The organism is Enterobacter sp. GER_MD16_1505_Eko_090, from assembly GCF_003331015.1.
In the GTDB taxonomy this organism is placed as follows: Bacteria; Pseudomonadota; Gammaproteobacteria; order Enterobacterales; family Enterobacteriaceae; genus Enterobacter; species Enterobacter roggenkampii.
In genome coordinates this window covers 25,731-44,323 of sequence record NZ_PUQF01000014.1, presented here as the reverse complement: position 1 = coordinate 44,323, position 18,593 = coordinate 25,731, and the positions used below count along the sequence as shown (strand labels likewise).

Sequence of the window (18,593 nt, the reverse complement as noted above, 5' to 3'; positions counted from 1 at the left end):
ATCACCGTTTGCTTAAAAATGGATTCTACCATCGCTTTTTCAGATATACAGCACTTTTTGACCTCAGAATATCCCAAATCCGACCATTTTTTGATCAGCCAATCGTTTTCCTCAACATGTAGTAGATCACGATGCCCGCAACCACAAGACCGCCGCCAAAACGACGTAAAATATTATCCGGCAGTTGGCTCATGGTGGCGATCATTCGACGCCAGGTGCGTGGATAGAGCATCGGTCCCAGACCTTCCAGCACCAGGACCAGGGCCAGCGCGAGCCAGATCGTTGAATTCATTTTTGTTCCTTATAAAAGAAAACCACCGCTCCGTGGGGAGCGGTGGTTTGAATACTCAAACGAGCCTGAGTTTATCGCGTTGCGTTAGTCGGCGTCTTCATATAACGGAAGAAATCGCTGTCCGGGCTGAGCACCATCACATCCTGGTTGCTCTGGAAGCTATTCTCGTAAGCACGCAGGCTACGGATAAAGGCATAGAAGTCAGGATCCTGACTGAAGGCATCGGCAAACAGCTTCGCCGCCTCGGCATCACCTTCACCGCGCAGGATACGACCCTGACGCTCAGATTCCGCCAGCGTTTTGGCCACTTCGTAGTCCGCAGCAGCGCGCAGCTTCTCCGCCTCTTCCTGGCCCTGTGAACGGTGACGACGGGCGACCGCTTCACGCTCAGCGCGCATACGGTTGTAAATCGCCTCGGACACTTCCACCGGCAGGTTGATCTGCTTGATACGCACGTCTACCACTTCAATACCCAGCGCAGCCATACTGTTCGGGTTGATCACCGGCACTTTACCGTTGGTTTCAGCCTGAACGCGCTCAGCCGCTTTGGCAATCGCATCATCTGCTGCCGGCGTTGAAACTTCATCTTCAGTGCCCGCTGTGCCGGAGTTCAGCGCATCGCGAACTTCCAGGGTCAGACGGCCACGGGAATCGGTCACGATGTCTTTCACATCCAGACGACCAATCTCAGAACGCAGACGGTCAGAGAACTTACGTTTCAGCAGCACTTCTGCCTGAGAAACGTCACCGCCGCCCGTTGCCAGGAAGTAACGGCTGAAATCGCTGATGCGCCATTTGATATAGGAATCAACGATCAGGTCTTTCTTCTCTTTGGTCACGAAACGGTCGGCCTGGTTATCCATGGTCTGGATACGCGCATCAAGCGTTTTCACTGACTGAATGAACGGCACCTTGAAGTGCAGACCCGGCTCGTAGATCACCGGGCGTTTGTCGCCATCACGCACGACGCTGCTGAACTGGAACTTGATCCCACGCTCGCCCTCTTTCACCACAAAGATCGAGGTATAAAGCACGACCAGTACGATGACGATGATCGCAATAACTGACTTACGCATCCTTATTCCCCCTGACGCTGGTAGTCGTTACGCTGCGCGTTAGCACGGCGTTGGTCCATAATGTCACCATCGCTCGAAGAAGACGTGGTTGTTGCGCTTGTGCTACCGGATGACGCAGGTGGCAGACGCAGCAGGTTGTTCGCACCGCTGTTGTCTTTTGCTGCCGATGCAGAACTGCCTTTCAGCATCTGATCCAGCGGCAGCACCATCAGGTTTCCGCCTTTACTGTCATTAACCAACACTTTGCGGGTGTGGCTCAGCACTTTTTCCATGGTCTCGATATAGAGACGCTCACGGGTAATTTCCGGCGCCGCTTTATACTCAGGCAGGATCTTCGCAAAGCGAGCCACTTCACCCTGTGCTTCCAGGATGGTCTGGGTCTTATACGCACGCGCTTCTTCCAGAATACGCTGCGCCTGACCGTTAGCACGTGGCTGAACTTCGTTGGTGTAGGCTTCTGCTTCACGGATGTACTGCTGTTCGTTTTCACGTGCAGCAATCGCATCGTCAAAGGCCGCTTTCACCTCTTCCGGCGGACGAGCGGCCTGGAAGTTGACGTCCAGCAGGGTAATCCCCATGTTGTATGGACGAATGGTCTCTTCCAGCTCACGCTGGGTATCGCTACGGATAACGGTACGACCTTCGGTCAGGATACGGTCCATGGTGTATTTACCGATCACCCCGCGCAGGGCGCTGTCGGTCGCCTGACGCAGGCTGTCATCGGCGCTGGTCACGCTAAACAGATAACGCTCAGGATCGGTCACGCGGTACTGCACGTTCATCTCAACGCGCACCACGTTTTCATCAGACGTCAGCATCACACCAGACGCCGCCAGTTCACGAACCGATTCCACGTTGACCGCGGTCACGTCGTCAATGAAGGTCGGTTTCCAGTTCAGGCCCGGCTCAACCAGATGGCTGAACTTGCCAAAACGCGTAACGACACCGCGTTCCGCTTCTTTAATGGTGTAGAACCCGGTAGCAGCCCAGATGATTACCACTGCAGCGGCAACAATACCGACTACGCGGCCACCCATTTGCGGGCGCGGCCCCTGGGTGGAATTTCCACCTGAGCCAGAACCTTTACCTCCGCCAAGACCACCAAGCTTCTTGCTCAGCTTGCGGAATATATCATCCAGATCCGGCGGCCCCTGCTCGCGACCACCTTTGTTGCCATTTCCCCCAGAGTTGCCGCCTTGATTATTGCTGCTTCCCCACGGGTCGCGGTCCTGTCCGTTATTACCGGGCTGATTCCACGCCATGTATATGCTCCATATTTGTTATGCAAGGGCGAATTATTCAGGCATCCCCTTTCTGATCAGACGATATAGTCGACCAGCGCAGGTTCTTGTTTACAGAGGCGACGCCAGTCAACGATCGGCATACGCACCTGCATCCCCACGCTGCCGTCATCCTCCATCCACTCTTTTTCTATCGCCTGAAGCTGATAAAACCGGCTGCGCAGCCTGCCTTCCTGTGGCGGCAGTCGCAGCGTGTGCTGAGCTACCTCACCGGAAAGACGTTCTGTCAAAGCCTGGAAAAGCAGTGGCACACCAAGACCGGTCTGGGCAGAAAGCCAGACCCGAATCGGTTTGTTCTCTTCATCTCTGTCGATACGCGGTTCGAAATCGTCCAGCATATCGATCTTGTTCATCACCAACAGCGTTGGGATTTCGTGGGCGTCGATCTCTTCGAGCACCACGTTCACCGCGTCGATGTTCTCCTGCACGCGCACGTCTGCCGCATCAATCACGTGCAGCAGCAGGGTCGCCTGTCGCGTCTCCTGCAAGGTGGCCTTGAACGCCGCCACCAGGTCATGCGGCAGGTGACGGATAAACCCTACGGTATCCGCCAGCACCGTTTCACCGACGTCTGCAACGTCAATACGGCGCAGCGTCGGGTCCAGGGTCGCAAACAGCTGGTCTGCGGCATAAACCTGGGCCTCGGTTATCTGGTTAAACAGGGTGGATTTACCGGCGTTGGTATACCCCACCAGCGACACCGTCGGGATGTCGGCTTTGGTGCGTGCCCGACGCCCCTGCTCACGCTGTTTCTCGACCCTTTCCAGACGTGAGAGGATCTGGGTAATTCGGCCACGCAGCAAACGACGGTCGGTTTCGAGCTGGGTTTCACCCGGGCCGCGCAAACCAATCCCGCCTTTTTGTCTTTCAAGGTGGGTCCAGCCACGCACCAGACGCGTTGCCAGATGACGCAGCTGCGCCAGCTCAACCTGCAGTTTCCCTTCGTGGGTACGTGCACGCTGAGCAAAAATGTCTAAAATCAATCCCGTGCGATCGATAACACGGCATTCGCAGAGAGCTTCCAGGTTGCGCTCCTGGGCTGGAGACAGCGCATGATCAAACAACACGACTGACGCGCCGGTTGCTTTTACGGCATCCGCAATTTCGACTGCTTTACCTTCACCAACAAAATACTTTGGGTGCGGCGCTTTACGGCTACCGGTAATCACCTGCATTGCTTCGACACCGGCGGAAGAGACCAGAGATTCAAACTCCTGGAGGTCTTCCATATCTTTGTCTTGCGAAAAATAGATGTGTACCAGCACCGCCTGCTCACCGGCATCATAACGGTCAAACAAGCGTAAACCTCTCTAAAAAGATCAGCGGGGAACGCAGGATCCCTGGCTCCCCGTGTGGATAACAGTGCGAAACCTTATTCGGTCTCGTCGCTGTCCTGCGCTGGCGTTGAAGAACCCTGCGCGTTGCTGCCATGATGGTAGTTACTACCTGTGCCGCCGCCAGCGTTATTGCTGTGATGAGATACCGGACGGGACGGAACAACAGTAGAAATAGCGTGCTTATAGACCATCTGACTGACCGTGTTTTTCAACAGAATCACGAACTGATCGAAAGACTCAATCTGACCTTGCAGCTTAATACCATTCACCAAATAAATAGAAACTGGAACACGTTCCCGACGCAATGCGTTCAGGAACGGATCTTGTAAAGATTGCCCCTTAGCCATTCTATCTTTTCCTTATATGCTTGTTTTGTACTTAGAACCTTGCGATTCTGAAAAATTGCGCACGATACGCCTCAATTGTACACATTCAGTGAGCGATATCACCAACAACCTCAATCACGTCGCTTAACGCCTGTTGTGGTTTTTCACTGTCTAACCAGTGAACCCCTTCCCAACCGCGCAGCCAGGTGATCTGGCGCTTCGCTAACTGTCTCGTGGCGCAAACACCTCGATAAACCATTTCATCGTATGAAATCTCACCTTCAAGGTACGACCACATCTGGCGGTATCCCACACAACGAATGGAAGGCATGTCCGTATGCAAATCTCCACGGGCAAATAGCGCCCGCACTTCTGCTTCAAAATCTGAAGCTAACATCTGATGAAAACGCTGCTCAATTCGCTGATGGAGCAGTTCACGGCTCGCCGGGGCGATGGCGAACTGATGCACCTGATACGGCAGAGCGTCTCCTGACGTTTGCGTCAGTTCCGTTAAAGTTTTACCCGAAATGAAAAAAACTTCCAGTGCCCGGGAAAGCCTTTGCGGATCATTTGGATGGATCCGCGCTGCGGCAACCGGGTCAATCTCCGCCAGTTGCTGATGCAAAACGTCCCACCCCTGCTCTGCCGCCTGCTGCTCAATTTTCGCTCTTACTTCCGGGTCCGCGGATGGCAGAGGTGATAGCCCCTCCAGCAGCGCCTTGAAGTAGAGCATGGTTCCGCCAACCAACAGCGGTATACGCCCCGCCGCCGTTATCTCGGCCATCTCGGCTAAGGCATCCCGGCGAAAATCCGCTGCGGAGTAAGCCTGAGCCGGATCGAGGATATCCAGCAAACGGTGCGGTGCCGCGCGCAGTTCTTCTGCGTCAGGCTTCGCCGTGCCGATGTCCATCCCTCGGTAGATGAGGGCGGAGTCGACGCTAATCAACTCTACCGGCAAAACTTTACGCAACTCAATGGCGAGCGCCGTTTTGCCGGAGGCCGTTGGGCCCATTAAAAAAATTGCCTTAGGCAGGCTCGCCTTACTTACATCAATCATGTTTCAGGGCGTTCATCGCCGTTTTTAAATCAACAGGTTGTAATAACCCACCCGGCGGCGCTTTCACCAGATGCGGACAGAGGCGTTCAACCTCCGCCAGCACGCTGATGGCCTGTGCCATGCTCCACGGCGAGTGTTCGCTGGCCAGATGGCGGGCGATCCACTGCGCGGTGTTAGCGGCATCAAACGATGTTTGCTGCGCCAGGTAGCCTATCAGTTCAGGAATCAAGTTTTGTAAATTTTGTTGGCGTAAGGGTAAAGGCACTGCACGAATTGTCACATGTTGTGGTTCGAGCACAATTTCAATACCCATTTGCGCCAGCTGTGCTTCGGCACGCTGCAATATCCTTGTTTCATCTGGGGATATTTTCAGGCGAACCGGAATTAACAGCGGCTGCGCACAGGCGGCATTTTCGCCCGGCGTGAGCTGCACCTGTTTAAGCCAGCGTTCGGCAACCGGCAGTGCCAGAAGCATCAATTTGCCGTCACGTTCCAGCAGTGCCATATCCGGCGCGATAATCGTCAGCACCCGGCCAAAACTCTGGCTATGGCCGTCCAGAGAAGGCTGAGGTGCCGGAATAGGTTCTTTACGCTCTACGACTGGCGTCTCCAGCAGTTTGCGGTACAACGCGCCCTGCTGCTTTTGATAGCCAGGCTGGGCATTCGGGTAGTTGGCACCCGTTGGACGCGGTGCGGCCCCTGCGGAGGAAAAGCGCGGCGCTTCCGGTTCACGCGCAACGGCGGGCTCCGCAAAATGGTTGCGGCCTGCAGCGACACGGTTTTCAGGAATTGGGCGTGGCGCAGGTTCTGCGTGTTCCAGCGGCAACGGCGTTTCACCCTGCTGCTGCAGCACGCTCAACACGCCCTGATAGATAAAATCATGCACCAGTCGCGACTGGTGGAACCGCACTTCATGCTTGGCAGGATGGACGTTCACATCCACCTGATGCGGGTCGATTTCCAGATAAAGCACGAAAGCAGGCTGCTGATCGGCCCCGAGCTTGTCTTCGCAGGCCTGGCGAATGGCGTGATTGATGAGACGGTCGCGCATCATGCGGCCGTTGACGTAGCAATACTGGATCTCCGCAAACGCAGCGCTGCTCGCGTTCGGATCGGCTACCCAGCCGCGCAGCGCCAGATCGCCGTGCTGCCACTCAATGGCCAGCGCCTGTTCCAGAAACGGGGTCCCGCAAATGGCGCCCAGCCGACGCTCTTTCTGTCCACCTTCTGCCACCGCGCGATACTGACGCATCACCTTGCCGTTGTGGCTGAGGTTGATGGTGACATCGAAACGCGCCAGCGCGATGCGGCGGATGATCTCGTCGATGTGTCCGAATTCGGTCTTCTCGGTACGCATGAACTTGCGTCGGGCGGGAGTGTTGTAGAAGAGATCTAATACTTCAAGCGTCGTGCCGACAGGGTGCGCCGCGGGTTTGACCGTCACATCCATATCGCGCCCTTCGGCGTAAGCCTGCCAGGCTTCCTGCTGTTCGGCGGTACGGGAGGTCAGCGTTAAGCGCGAAACCGAGCTGATGCTCGCCAGCGCCTCACCACGAAAGCCAAGGCTAATAATCGCTTCCAGGTCATCCAGAGAAGCTATTTTACTGGTGGCGTGACGCGCCAGCGCCAGCGCCAGCTCCTCTTTTTTTATGCCGCAGCCGTTGTCGCGAATGCGGATAAGCTTCGCGCCACCGCGCTCGATATCAATATCGATGCGGGTCGCGCCCGCATCGAGGCTGTTTTCCACCAGCTCCTTCACGACCGACGCAGGGCGTTCCACCACCTCACCGGCGGCGATTTGGTTCGCAAGCTGCGGCGGCAGAACCTGAATCGGCATGAATTCTCCTTAGTTGGTCGCGGTCATCTCACCCGGTAGCGCTGCGCTGGCCGTCTGGGCAGCGCCGCTCTGTGGCGCAGACTGCAGCGGATGGGCATCAAAGTATTTACGCAGACCGTTATAAATCGCTTCAGCAATTTGCTGCTGATAGCTGTCGCTTCCCAGCAGACGCTCTTCACCGTTGTTACTGATAAAGCCCGTCTCTACAAGGATGGACGGGATATCCGGCGAGCGCAGAACGCCGAGGCTGGCATGTTCAGGACGACGCTTATGCAGCACACCAATGCTTTGCAGCTGGTTCAATACGTTAGTGGCCACATCATACCCGACGCGCTGAGAATGACCGAATTGTAAATCCAGCACCGCCTGGCTCAGGTACGGGTCTGACTGGCTGTTTGCCAGCACATCGCCCGCGCCGCCTAGCAGTTCAGACTGCTTCTCATGCTCTTCCAGCCAGTTGGCCATTTCGCTGTTGGCGCGACGGTTCGAGAGTACCCATACCGAGGCACCGGTCGCGTTACGGTTAGGCGCAGCATCTGCGTGGATGGAAACCAGGAAATTCGCATTCTGCTTGCGCGCGACGTCCGAACGCCCCATTACCGAAATGAAGTAATCCCCGTCGCGGGTCAACACGCCTTTGAACGTAGGGTCGTCGTTGAGCAGTGCACGCAGCTTACGGGCAATGGCGATGGTGACATTTTTCTCTTGCGTCCCACCCGGGCCAATCGCACCCGGGTCCTGTCCACCGTGACCTGCATCAATGGCGATAATCACTTTGTCACCGCTGGTCGCAGCACGGCGCGTACTCACCGCCGGACGGGTCACCGTATTGCTGCTGGTTGCCGCAGTGATGCGATCGTTCTGCGATTTAAACGGATTACGCGCGGGTTCAGCAGGACGCGGCGTATACACCGGTTCTTCCACGCGTTTGGCAACGACAGGCGGCGGTGGAGGCGGTGGCGGGACATCGGCATTGATGGTAAAGACCACCGTATAGTTCGCCCCGTTTTGCTGCTTCACCGCCTTCGTTTTGCCCTTTTCGGTCAGATCGACCACCAGGCGTAACGACTGGCTATCCTGCGGCGTACCCGAACGGATACTTTTCACCAGATTGTTGCCGCTGAACTGCAGCGGGAGTCCCTGGATCACGCCTGTCTGTTTGATATCCAGCGCCACGCTGTGGCTGTCTGGCTGTGAAAACGCATACTCAGGATCGCCCATAAAGCTGAACGTGATCCGGGCCTGGCTTTCGCCGTTCGATACCTGAATATCAGAGAGGTTTGCCGCCCCGGCCTGCGCGCACAGCAGCACGGTGGCAGCCAACAACCAACCTTTAACGCGATTTATCATCCCGTCATCCCTACGCTTAACCGGCCAGTCGCGCCAGTAAGGAACTGCCTGATGAGGAAACAGCACTGATGCGTGCCTCACGCCCTTGAGCCTGGTAATCTAAGTGAATTTCGACATCCGGGTCAGGCAGCACACCCGCACCTTGTTGCGGCCACTCCACCAGGCAAATGGCGTCGTTGGCAAAATAATCACGGATCCCCATAAATTCCAGCTCCTCAGGATCCGCAAGGCGGTATAAATCGAAGTGGTACACCATGAGATTTTCAAGGGTGTACGGTTCTACCAGCGTGTAGGTTGGGCTTTTCACATTCCCGTTATGCCCTAACGCCTGCAAAAAACCCCGGCTGAAGGTGGTTTTACCCGCCCCTAAATCACCATACAGATAAATGACGGTTGCCCCCTGACAGGCCTGCGCCACGCGCTTGCCGAGATCTAAAGTGGCTTGTTCATCAGGTAAAGGAATCGCTCGATTAGTCATTTTCTACGTCAATCACATCCGGGTTAACTACACGCCGCAGCGTGCAAAAGAGATCGGTGGCCAGCATACCGCGCGTACCGTAACGCGCAGCCAGTTTATCTGCCGCAACGCCGTGGGCCACGCAGCCCGCACAGGCTGCATCATAAAGGGGAAGTTTCTGTCCAAGCAATGCGCCAATAATACCGGAAAGCACATCGCCCATGCCGCCGCTCGCCATGCCCGCATTTCCGGCATCAATAATGCCCTGCGTCTCGTCACTGGCAACAACGGTTCCTGCCCCTTTTAAAACGGCAACACCTCCGTAACGTTTTACCAGACGCTGAGCAGAAAGTAAGCGATCGCTTTCAATTTCTGCCACGCTGCAGTTAAGCAGCCGCGCGGCTTCGCCGGGGTGTGGCGTCAGAATGCGATTGTGACGCTTATCCGGGTTTATTGCCAGAAGGTTAAGCGCGTCGGCATCCCACAGCATCGGTTTGCGAAAATTCTCGACCTTTTGCAGGGCCTGTTTACCCCACGCCTGCTGCCCAAGCCCGGGACCGATCACCACCACATCCGCCCATTCGAGGCTTTCCTCCAGCGTCTGGAGCGTAAGCTCATGGACCATCAGCTCCGGTCGGGCCGTGACGATCGGCGCAATATTCTCAATGCGAGTGAGCACTCGCACTAATCCGGCGCCGCTGCGCAGAGCCGCTTCACCGGTCATGCGAATCGCACCCGCCGTACCGTGGTCACCGCCCACAATCACCAGCCTGCCGTGATCGCCCTTATGTGACGTTGGTCGTCGCGGCGGGAGCCACGCTGCAAGCTGCGACGCATCATAACGCATGAGGTGCGTTTCCTGCCCGGCCAGCCAGCTCTCCAGCCCCAGCGCACTGTGGTGCAACACGCCAACGACATCCCGCGCTTTGCCGGTCAGTAACCCTGGCTTCAGGGCGATAAAGGTTACCGTATGTGCCGCCTGAATCACCGCCCCCGGCGTCGCACCCGTTTGTGCAATCAGGCCAGAGGGAATATCCAGGGCGACTACCGGCGCGGAATGTCTGTTAGCGTGTTCAATGAGTGCGGCAACGTTTTCGCGCGGCGCGCTGCGCAGCCCGGTGCCCAGCAGCCCGTCAACAATCAGATCAACATCCTCTGGCCAGACGATATCAGGCGCATGAATCACACCGCCGGCGTTCAGCCATGCCTCCCGCGCCGCGCTGGCCTCTTCCGGCAGCGGTTTATCACTTTCGAGAGCCAGCAAGGTCACGCGGATACCCGCAGCCACCGCGAGACGGGCGACGACGTAGCCGTCACCGCCGTTGTTGCCGTGCCCGCACAGAATCAGCCAGTGGGCGGCCTGCGGCCAGGCGCTACGGGCAACGTCAAACGCTGCCTCACCCGCGCGGAGCATCAGTTCATACAGGGTAATCCCGAGGCTGTCTGCAGCCTCTTTTTCGGCGCGCCGGAGGTCATCCGCATGCCAGATGGAATGTGGTATACTTGCGGGGTTTTTCTTCACCGTATGGTCCGTCATGTCACAGCCCCTCGATCTCAATGAATTAGCGCAAAAAATCAAACAGTGGGGTGCTGAGCTTGGCTTCCAGAAGGTAGGCATTACCGATACCGACCTCTCCGCCAGCGAGCCCAAACTGCAGGCCTGGCTGGACAAACAATACCACGGCGAAATGGAGTGGATGGCACGTCATGGCATGATGCGCGCCCGTCCACACGAGCTTTTGCCGGGCACATTACGCGTCATCAGCGTGCGCATGAACTACCTGCCCGCCAACGCGGCCTTTGCTCGCACGCTCAAAGACCCCTCGCTGGGTTACGTTAGCCGGTACGCCCTCGGTCGTGATTACCATAAGCTTCTGCGTAACCGTTTAAAAAAACTCGGGGAAACTATTCAACAGCACTGTGTTTCGCTGAATTTTAGACCCTTTGTCGATTCCGCGCCTATTCTTGAGCGTCCGATCGCCGAAAAAGCCGGGCTTGGCTGGACAGGTAAGCACTCACTTATTCTTAGCCGCGACGCCGGATCGTTCTTCTTCCTCGGTGAACTGCTGATTGATTTACCGCTGCCGGTAGACGGCCCGGTAGAGGAAGGCTGTGGCCGCTGCGTGGCCTGTATGACCATCTGCCCCACCGGCGCCATCGTTGAGCCTTACACCGTTGATGCGCGCCGCTGTATCTCCTACCTCACGATCGAACTGGAAGGCGCCATTCCAGAGGAGTTCCGACCGCTTATCGGCAACCGCATCTACGGCTGCGACGATTGCCAGCTCATCTGCCCGTGGAACCGCTATTCACAGCTCACCGACGAAGAGGATTTCAGCCCGCGCAAGGCGCTCCATGCCCCGCCGCTCGCTGAACTGTTCGCCTGGACCGAAGCCTGGTTCCTGAAAGTGACGGAGGGTTCGGCCATCCGCCGTATCGGCCATCTGCGCTGGCTGCGAAATGTGGCCGTCGCGCTGGGGAATGCCCCGTGGGATGAAGCGAATATTCGGGCGCTTGAAAGCCGTAGAGGTGAGCACCCACTTCTTGATGAACACATAGAATGGGCGATTGCGCAGCAAGTTGAGAAACGTAATGCCTGTGTGGTCGAGGTGCAGCTACCGAAGAAACAGCGTCTGGTGAGGGTGATTGAAAAAGGGCTTCCGCGGGATGCCTGAACTATTCACAGCCTGTGAATAAAATTACAAACTCAAGCGCCATCAGGGCTGGAGAAGAGTTCAAGTGATCTCAATAACATTTTGAAATCAAATTTTATTAAGTAAATACAGTATCTTATGAAGATATTATTCACCCTGCTAAGTTTTAACCCTGTTTCGGTTAAGCGCAGTTTCTGTGGATAACTCTGTTCACAAGAGTATTTCAGAGAAAACAGAAAACGTCCCCAGCGATTCTTTTCGCTGTGGATATTTTAGAGATGAAGAAGAATTTGGAGCGGGAAACGAGACTCGAACTCGCGACCCCGACCTTGGCAAGGTCGTGCTCTACCAACTGAGCTATTCCCGCTTGGGTGGTCCGTGCTGTGGAAGCACTTTCAAATTTTGGAGCGGGAAACGAGACTCGAACTCGCGACCCCGACCTTGGCAAGGTCGTGCTCTACCAACTGAGCTATTCCCGCTTGGGCAGTCTGTGCTGTGAAAGCACTTTCAAATTTTGGAGCGGGAAACGAGACTCGAACTCGCGACCCCGACCTTGGCAAGGTCGTGCTCTACCAACTGAGCTATTCCCGCAAATCTGCACTGCTTTTGTTGCTGTCGTAACGTGTAATTCTCTGTCGTTACGGGAGGCGCATTATACGAGAAATCCTTTTAGCTGCAACCCCCCTTAAAGCGATTTTTTCGAAATTCAGTTCAAATGCTTATTTAATCGGCAAGCTGCACAATTTAACGACAAAAACCCGGCCACGCAAGGCGCCGGATCTCAAAATCACAGCTTAATAAAGTTTTCGCGGTAGTAAGAAAGCTCCGCCACGGACTCTCGGATATCGTCCATCGCCTGATGCGTCCCCTGCTTTTTAAAGCCGTCGAGAATTTCAGGCTTCCAGCGACGCGCCAGCTCTTTCAGCGTGCTGACATCCAGATAGCGGTAGTGGAAGTAAGACTCCAGCTCCGGCATGTACTTAAACAGGAAACGACGATCCTGGCCGATGCTATTCCCACAAATAGGTGATTTGCCCGCCGGAACCCACTGTTTCAGGAACTCAAGCGTCGCCAGCTCCGCCTCACGGTCACCCATGGTGCTCGCCTTCACGCGCTCCACCAGGCCACTGCCGGTGTGGGTACGCACGTTCCACTCGTCCATCAACGCCAGCTGGTCATCAGACTGATGCACCGCAATCGTAGGCCCTTCCGCCAGGATATTCAGGTTGGCGTCCGTCACCAGGGTCGCAATTTCAATAATGCGATCGCGCTCGGGATCCAGCCCGGTCATTTCGAGATCGATCCAAATCAGGTTGTTTTCATCCGCGCTCATGTTATTTTCCACCCTTCTCGCATAACCGGCAGTAGCAGGTTAACTAGTATTAATTAGAGTGTATCATAGAGGTTTTGCCCCCTACGGGCGACCAGGAGCCAGTGCGATTGAGTAAAAATAAACTCTCCAAAGGGCAGCAGCGCCGCGTGAATGCCAATCACCAGCGCCGTCTTAAAACCACTGCGGAGAAGGTCGATTACGACGACAACCTGTTTGGCGACCCAACGGAAGGCGTAGTCATCAGCCGTTTCGGTATGCACGCTGACGTGGAATCCGCCGATGGTGCGATTCACCGCTGCAACATCCGCCGGACCATTCGTTCTCTGGTGACCGGCGACCGCGTCGTCTGGCGACCGGGTAAAGAGGCGGCGGAAGGCGTAACGGTAAAAGGTATTGTTGAAGCGGTCCATGAGCGTACGTCCGTGTTAACCCGTCCCGATTTCTACGACGGGGTCAAACCGATTGCCGCCAACATTAACCAGATTGTTATCGTATCGGCGATTTTGCCCGAACTTTCGCTCAATATTATCGACCGTTACCTCGTCGCCTGCGAAACGCTGCAGGTTGAACCGATCATCGTGCTGAACAAAATCGATCTGCTGGACGACGACGGAATGGCCTTCGTCAATGAGCAGATGGATATCTATCGCAAAATTGGCTACCGCGTCCTGATGGTCTCCAGCTACACCAAAGATGGCCTGAAACCGCTTGAAGAGGCGCTTACCGACCGCATCAGCATCTTTGCGGGCCAGTCCGGCGTGGGTAAATCGAGCCTGCTGAACAACCTGCTTGGCCTTCAGCAAGAGATCCTCACCAACGATGTGTCTGACGTCTCGGGCCTCGGCCAGCACACCACCACCGCGTCACGCCTGTATCACTTCCCACATGGCGGCGGCGTGATCGACTCCCCGGGCGTGCGAGAGTTCGGTTTATGGCACCTTGAGCCGGAACAAATCTTTAACGGATTTGTCGAATTCCATGATTATTTAGGCGCTTGCAAGTACCGCGACTGTAAACACGATAACGATCCAGGCTGCGCTATCCGTGAAGCGGTTGAGAAAGGCGAAATCGCGGAGACCCGCTTCGAGAATTATCACCGCATTCTTGAGAGCATGGATCAGGTAAAAACGCGTAAAAACTTTTCTGATTCTGATAACTGACAACTAAGCTAAGCATCGCTAAAATCGTCCCCTTTTTTCAGGTTCCGGTGGCTTACCGCCGGATCAGGAACGACAAAACAATGGCCTGGAGGCTACCTTGTTAAACGCATTTAAACTTTCGCTTCAATACATTCTGCCAAAACTGTGGCTCACTCGCCTGGCGGGCTGGGGCGCGAGCAAACGCGCAGGCTGGCTGACCAAACTGGTCATCGACCTTTTCGTAAAATATTACAAGGTCGACATGAAAGAGGCGCAGAAGCCGGATACCGCCAGCTACCGCACCTTCAACGAATTCTTCGTGCGCCCGCTGCGTGACGACGTGCGCCCGGTGAACACCGACCCTAACGTCCTGGTGATGCCGGCAGACGGCGTGATCAGCCAGTTGGGTAACATCGAAGACGACAAAATTCTGCAGGCGAAGGGCCATAACTACAGCCTGGAAGCGCTGCTGGCGGGTAACTACCTGATGGCGGATCTGTTCCGCAACGGTACCTTTGCCACCACCTATCTGTCACCGCGCGACTACCACCGCGTGCACATGCCGTGTAACGGCATCCTGCGTGAAATGATTTACGTCCCGGGCGATCTGTTCTCCGTGAACCACCTGACCGCGCAGAACGTGCCAAACCTGTTTGCCCGTAACGAGCGCGTCATCTGCCTGTTCGATACTGAATTTGGCCCTATGGCACAGATTCTGGTCGGTGCGACCATCGTTGGCAGCATCGAAACCGTCTGGGCAGGCACCATCACCCCGCCGCGCGAAGGCGTGATCAAACGCTGGACCTGGCCTGCCGGTGAAGCGGAAGGTTCCGTGGCCCTGCTCAAAGGTCAAGAGATGGGCCGCTTTAAGCTGGGCTCCACCGTGATCAACCTGTTTGCGCCGGGCAAAGTGAAGCTGGCTGAACAGCTTGAAAGCCTGTCGGTGACAAAGCTGGGCCAGCCGCTGGCGGTCTCTACCGAAACCTTCGTGACGCCGGATGCAGAGCCTGCTCCGCTGTCACAGGAAGAGATTCACGCCGAGCACGACGCCAGCCCGCTGGTTGACGACAAAAAAGACGAAGGCTAACAACAGAAGGATCGCTGACGTGCGCCCGATTATCGTTCTACTGATGGCCTGGTGCCTCAGCATGGGGGCGTACGCAGCGACAGCCCCCGACGCCAAACAGATAACCCAGGAACTGGAGCAGGCAAAAGCGGCCAAACCCGCTCAGCCAGAGACCGTCGAGTCGCTCCAGTCCGCACTGAACGCGCTTGAGGAGCGGAAAGGCTCGCTTGAGCGCGCTCAGCAGTATCAGCAGGTTATCGACAACTTCCCCAAACTCTCGCAGACGCTGCGCGCGCAGCTCAATAACTTGCGCGACGAACCGCGCGATGTGCCGGCAGGGATGACCTCCGACGCGTTGAACCAGGAGATCCTGCAGGTCAGCAGCCAGCTTCTGGAAAAGAGCCGCCTTGCTCAGCAGGAGCAGGAGCGAGCGCGCGAAATTGCCGACTCCCTCAGCCAGCTTCCGCAGCAGCAAACCGACGCCCGCCGCCAGCTTAATGAAGTTGAGCGCCGCGTGGGGACACAAAACGGCAACACGCCACAGGCGCAGGCCCAAAATCTGGGCCTGCAGGCAGAATCGGCTCGCCTGAAGGCCCTTGTCGATGAGCTCGAGCTGGCGCAGCTTTCCGCCAATAACCGCCAGGAGCTGTCGCGGATGCGCTCAGAACTCGCTCAGAAGCAGAGCGAGCAGCTGGACGCCTATCTTCAGGCCTTGCGCAACCAGCTCAATAGCCAGCGCCAGCGTGAAGCGGAGCGCGCGCTGGAAAGTACCGAGCTGCTGGCAGAAAATAGCGATAACCTGCCTGCCGGCATCGTCGAGCAGTTTAAGGTCAACCGTGAGCTTTCGGCCGCGCTGAATCAACAGGCGCAGCGTATGGATCTGGTGGCCTCGCAGCAGCGTCAGGCCACTAATCAAACCCTTCAGGTTCGCCAGGCGCTCAACACCCTGCGCGAACAGTCCCAGTGGCTCGGATCGTCAAACCTGCTGGGCGAAGCGCTACGCGCCCAGGTCGCGCGCCTGCCGGAGATGCCGAAGCCGCAGCAGCTGGATACCGAAATGGCCCAGCTACGTGTTCAGCGACTGCATTTTGAAGATCTTCTCAATAAGCAGCCGCAAATCCGCCAGATCCGTCAGGCTGACGGACAGCCTCTGACCGGCGAGCAAAGCCGCATTCTGGAAGCCCAGCTGCGTACCCAGCGTGAACTGCTGAACTCTCTGCTCCAGGGCGGGGATACGCTGATTCTTGAGCTGACCAAGCTAAAAGTGTCCAACAGCCAGCTGGAAGATGCCCTGAAAGAGGTGAACGAGGCGACGCACCGTTACCTCTTCTGGACGTCCGACGTGCGTCCGATGACCTTCTCGTGGCCAATTGAGATTGTCCAGGATCTGCGCCGTCTGATTTCGCTGGATACCTTCAGCCAGCTGGGACAGGCCAGCGTGATGATGCTCACCAGCAAAGAGACCATTTTCCCGCTGCTGGGGGCGTTAATTCTGGTGGGCTTCAGCATTTACTCGCGCAGACATTTCACCCGCTTCCTCGAGCGTTCCAGTTCCCGGGTGGGGAAGGTTACCCAGGATCACTTCTGGCTGACGTTGCGCACCGTATTCTGGTCGATTCTCGTCGCCTCCCCGCTGCCGGTGCTGTGGATGACGCTGGGCTATGGCCTGCGGGAAGCCTGGCCCTATCCGCTCGCGGTAGCAATTGGCGATGGCGTCACCGCCACGGTGCCGCTGCTGTGGGTGGTGATGATTTGCGCCACCTTTGCGCGACCCAATGGCCTGTTCATCGCCCACTTTGGCTGGCCGCGTAATCGCGTGGCGCGCGCCATGCGTTACTATCTGATGAGCATCGGGCTGATTGTGCCGCTGATTATGGCGCTGATCATGTTCGATAATCTCAACGACCGGGAGTTTTCAGGCTCGTTGGGCCGCCTCTGCTTTATGCTGATATGCGGAGCGCTGGCTATCGTCACGCTCAGCCTGAAACGCGCGGGTATTCCGCTCTATCTGGATAAAACCGGCAGCGGCGACAATATGTTCAACCGGCTGCTCTGGAACCTGCTGCTCAGCGCACCGTTGATTGCGATGCTGGCAGCCGCGGTGGGTTACCTGGCGACGTCGCAGGCGCTGTTGGCACGTCTCGAAACCTCGGTGGCCATCTGGTTCCTGCTGCTGGTGGTGTATCACGTGATCCGCCGCTGGATGCTGATCCAGCGCCGCCGTCTGGCGTTTGACCGTGCCAAGCATCGCCGGGCGGAGATCCTCGCCCAGCGCGCGCGGGGTGAGGAAGAGCCAAACCACGTTAACAGTACGGAAGGTACGACGGAGGCGGATGAGGTCGAACTGGATCTGGATGCCATCAGTACCCAGTCCCTGCGTCTGGTTCGCTCCATCCTGATGCTGATTGCCCTCCTGTCGGTCATCTTCCTGTGGTCGGAGATCCACTCGGCATTTGGCTTCCTGGAGAACATCTCGCTGTGGGACGTGACCTCTACGGTGCAGGGCGTTGAAAGCCTGGAGCCGATCACCTTAGGGGCGGTGCTGATTGCCATTCTGGTGCTGATTATCACCACCCAACTGGTGCGCAACTTCCCGGCACTGCTGGAGCTGGCGCTGCTGCAGCATCTGGATTTAACGCCGGGTACGGGCTATGCGATCACGACCATTACCAAGTATCTGATCATGCTGTTTGGCGGTCTGGTTGGCTTCTCGATGATCGGCATTGAGTGGTCGAAGCTCCAGTGGCTCGTCGCAGCGCTCGGCGTTGGATTAGGTTTTGGTTTACAGGAGATCTTCGCCAACTTCATCTCGGGCCTGATCATTCTGTTCGAGAAACCGATCCGTATTGGCGATACCGTCACGATCCGCGATCTGACCGGCAGCATCACGAAGATCAACACCCGAGCGACGACGATCAGCGACTGGGATCGGAAAGAGATCATCGTGCCAAACAAGGCGTTTATTACCGAGCAGTTCATCAACTGGTCGCTCTCAGACTCCGTTACCCGTGTGGTGCTGACGGTACCGGCACCGTCGGACGCGAACAGCGAAGAGGTCACCCAGATCCTCTACACTGCCGCGGAGCGCTGCTCGCTGGTCATCGACAACCCGGCGCCGGAAGTCTTCCTTGTGGATTTACAGCAGGGGATTCAGATTTTCGAGCTGCGTATCTACGCCGCCGAAATGGGCCACCGTATGCCGCTGCGCCATGAGATCCACCAGCTGATTCTGGCGGGCTTCCGCGAGCACGGTATTGATATGCCGTTCCCACCGTTCCAGATGCGTCTGGAAAGCCTGGACGGGCGTAAAACGGGAAGAACGCTGACGTCAGCGGCGCGTACGCGCCCGGCGGGCAGCTTATAACGCG

The 18,593-nt window shown here is 56.7% G+C and carries 15 protein-coding genes and 3 tRNA genes; 4 read left to right on the top strand and 14 right to left on the bottom strand.

Annotated elements, in window-relative coordinates:
* Positions 1-94 precede the first annotated feature (94 nt).
* The 10 genes from C6A40_RS16460 to nnr form a co-directional block, all read right to left on the bottom strand.
* Positions 95-292, bottom strand: coding sequence for a DUF2065 domain-containing protein (locus C6A40_RS16460; RefSeq protein WP_045335498.1), 198 nt, complete (start codon positions 290-292; stop codon positions 95-97).
* A gap of 71 nt (positions 293-363) precedes the next feature.
* Positions 364-1,368, bottom strand: a complete 1,005-nt coding sequence (hflC, locus tag C6A40_RS16455) for a protease modulator HflC (protein ID WP_008502916.1) — start codon at positions 1,366-1,368, stop codon at positions 364-366.
* 2 nt (positions 1,369-1,370) lie between these two features.
* Positions 1,371-2,630: an FtsH protease activity modulator HflK gene (gene hflK / locus C6A40_RS16450; RefSeq protein WP_032675814.1), complete on the bottom strand. Its 1,260-nt coding sequence runs from the start codon at positions 2,628-2,630 to the stop codon at positions 1,371-1,373.
* Positions 2,631-2,686: 56 nt separating this feature from the next.
* Entirely contained in the window at positions 2,687-3,967 is a 1,281-nt protein-coding gene (hflX, locus tag C6A40_RS16445) for a ribosome rescue GTPase HflX (protein WP_008502918.1), read from the bottom strand.
* A 74-nt stretch (positions 3,968-4,041) separates the two neighbouring features.
* Positions 4,042-4,353, bottom strand: coding sequence for an RNA chaperone Hfq (hfq, locus tag C6A40_RS16440; protein WP_008502919.1), 312 nt, complete (start codon positions 4,351-4,353; stop codon positions 4,042-4,044).
* Between the two features lie 85 nt (positions 4,354-4,438).
* Positions 4,439-5,389 carry a tRNA (adenosine(37)-N6)-dimethylallyltransferase MiaA gene (gene miaA / locus C6A40_RS16435; protein ID WP_008502920.1) on the bottom strand — a complete coding sequence of 317 codons (951 nt, stop codon included), beginning with the start codon at positions 5,387-5,389 and terminating at the stop codon, positions 4,439-4,441.
* A complete protein-coding gene (gene mutL / locus C6A40_RS16430; RefSeq protein WP_045335497.1) occupies positions 5,382-7,226 on the bottom strand; it encodes a DNA mismatch repair endonuclease MutL in 1,845 nt (614 codons plus the stop codon). The genes miaA and mutL overlap by 8 nt, the downstream gene beginning before the upstream one ends.
* Positions 7,227-7,235: 9 nt before the next feature.
* Positions 7,236-8,576, bottom strand: coding sequence for an N-acetylmuramoyl-L-alanine amidase AmiB (amiB, locus tag C6A40_RS16425; protein ID WP_021240715.1), 1,341 nt, complete (start codon positions 8,574-8,576; stop codon positions 7,236-7,238).
* 16 nt (positions 8,577-8,592) lie between these two features.
* Positions 8,593-9,054, bottom strand: a complete 462-nt coding sequence (gene tsaE / locus C6A40_RS16420) for a tRNA (adenosine(37)-N6)-threonylcarbamoyltransferase complex ATPase subunit type 1 TsaE (RefSeq protein ID WP_008502923.1) — start codon at positions 9,052-9,054, stop codon at positions 8,593-8,595.
* Positions 9,047-10,570 carry a bifunctional ADP-dependent NAD(P)H-hydrate dehydratase/NAD(P)H-hydrate epimerase gene (gene nnr, locus C6A40_RS16415; RefSeq protein WP_045335496.1) on the bottom strand — a complete coding sequence of 508 codons (1,524 nt, stop codon included), beginning with the start codon at positions 10,568-10,570 and terminating at the stop codon, positions 9,047-9,049. Before nnr ends, tsaE begins: the two co-directional genes overlap by 8 nt.
* Here nnr and queG point away from each other — a divergent pair.
* Complete coding sequence (gene queG / locus C6A40_RS16410) at positions 10,569-11,708, top strand: tRNA epoxyqueuosine(34) reductase QueG (RefSeq protein WP_023345299.1); 1,140 nt, start codon at positions 10,569-10,571, stop codon at positions 11,706-11,708. The genes nnr and queG overlap by 2 nt on opposite strands.
* A 270-nt stretch (positions 11,709-11,978) precedes the next feature.
* Here the strand turns inward: queG and C6A40_RS16405 are convergent.
* The 4 genes from C6A40_RS16405 to orn all read right to left on the bottom strand — a co-directional run bounded on the left by C6A40_RS16405 (position 11,979) and on the right by orn (position 13,020).
* A tRNA-Gly gene (locus tag C6A40_RS16405) sits at positions 11,979-12,054 on the bottom strand.
* A gap of 36 nt (positions 12,055-12,090) precedes the next feature.
* A tRNA-Gly gene (locus C6A40_RS16400) sits at positions 12,091-12,166 on the bottom strand.
* Positions 12,167-12,202: 36 nt separating this feature from the next.
* Positions 12,203-12,278: transfer RNA gene (locus C6A40_RS16395), tRNA-Gly, on the bottom strand.
* A gap of 196 nt (positions 12,279-12,474) precedes the next feature.
* Complete coding sequence (gene orn / locus C6A40_RS16390) at positions 12,475-13,020, bottom strand: oligoribonuclease (RefSeq protein WP_008502926.1); 546 nt, start codon at positions 13,018-13,020, stop codon at positions 12,475-12,477.
* A gap of 107 nt (positions 13,021-13,127) precedes the next feature.
* Here orn and rsgA point away from each other — a divergent pair, with 107 nt between their 5' ends.
* From rsgA to mscM, 3 genes are all read left to right on the top strand, one after another.
* Positions 13,128-14,180 carry a small ribosomal subunit biogenesis GTPase RsgA gene (gene rsgA, locus C6A40_RS16385; RefSeq protein ID WP_045337294.1) on the top strand — a complete coding sequence of 351 codons (1,053 nt, stop codon included), beginning with the start codon at positions 13,128-13,130 and terminating at the stop codon, positions 14,178-14,180.
* A 97-nt stretch (positions 14,181-14,277) separates the two neighbouring features.
* Positions 14,278-15,246, top strand: coding sequence for an archaetidylserine decarboxylase (asd, locus tag C6A40_RS16380; RefSeq protein ID WP_025911888.1), 969 nt, complete (start codon positions 14,278-14,280; stop codon positions 15,244-15,246).
* Positions 15,247-15,265: 19 nt separating this feature from the next.
* A complete protein-coding gene (gene mscM, locus C6A40_RS16375; RefSeq protein ID WP_021240719.1) occupies positions 15,266-18,589 on the top strand; it encodes a miniconductance mechanosensitive channel MscM in 3,324 nt (1,107 codons plus the stop codon).
* Positions 18,590-18,593: the final 4 nt, after the last annotated feature.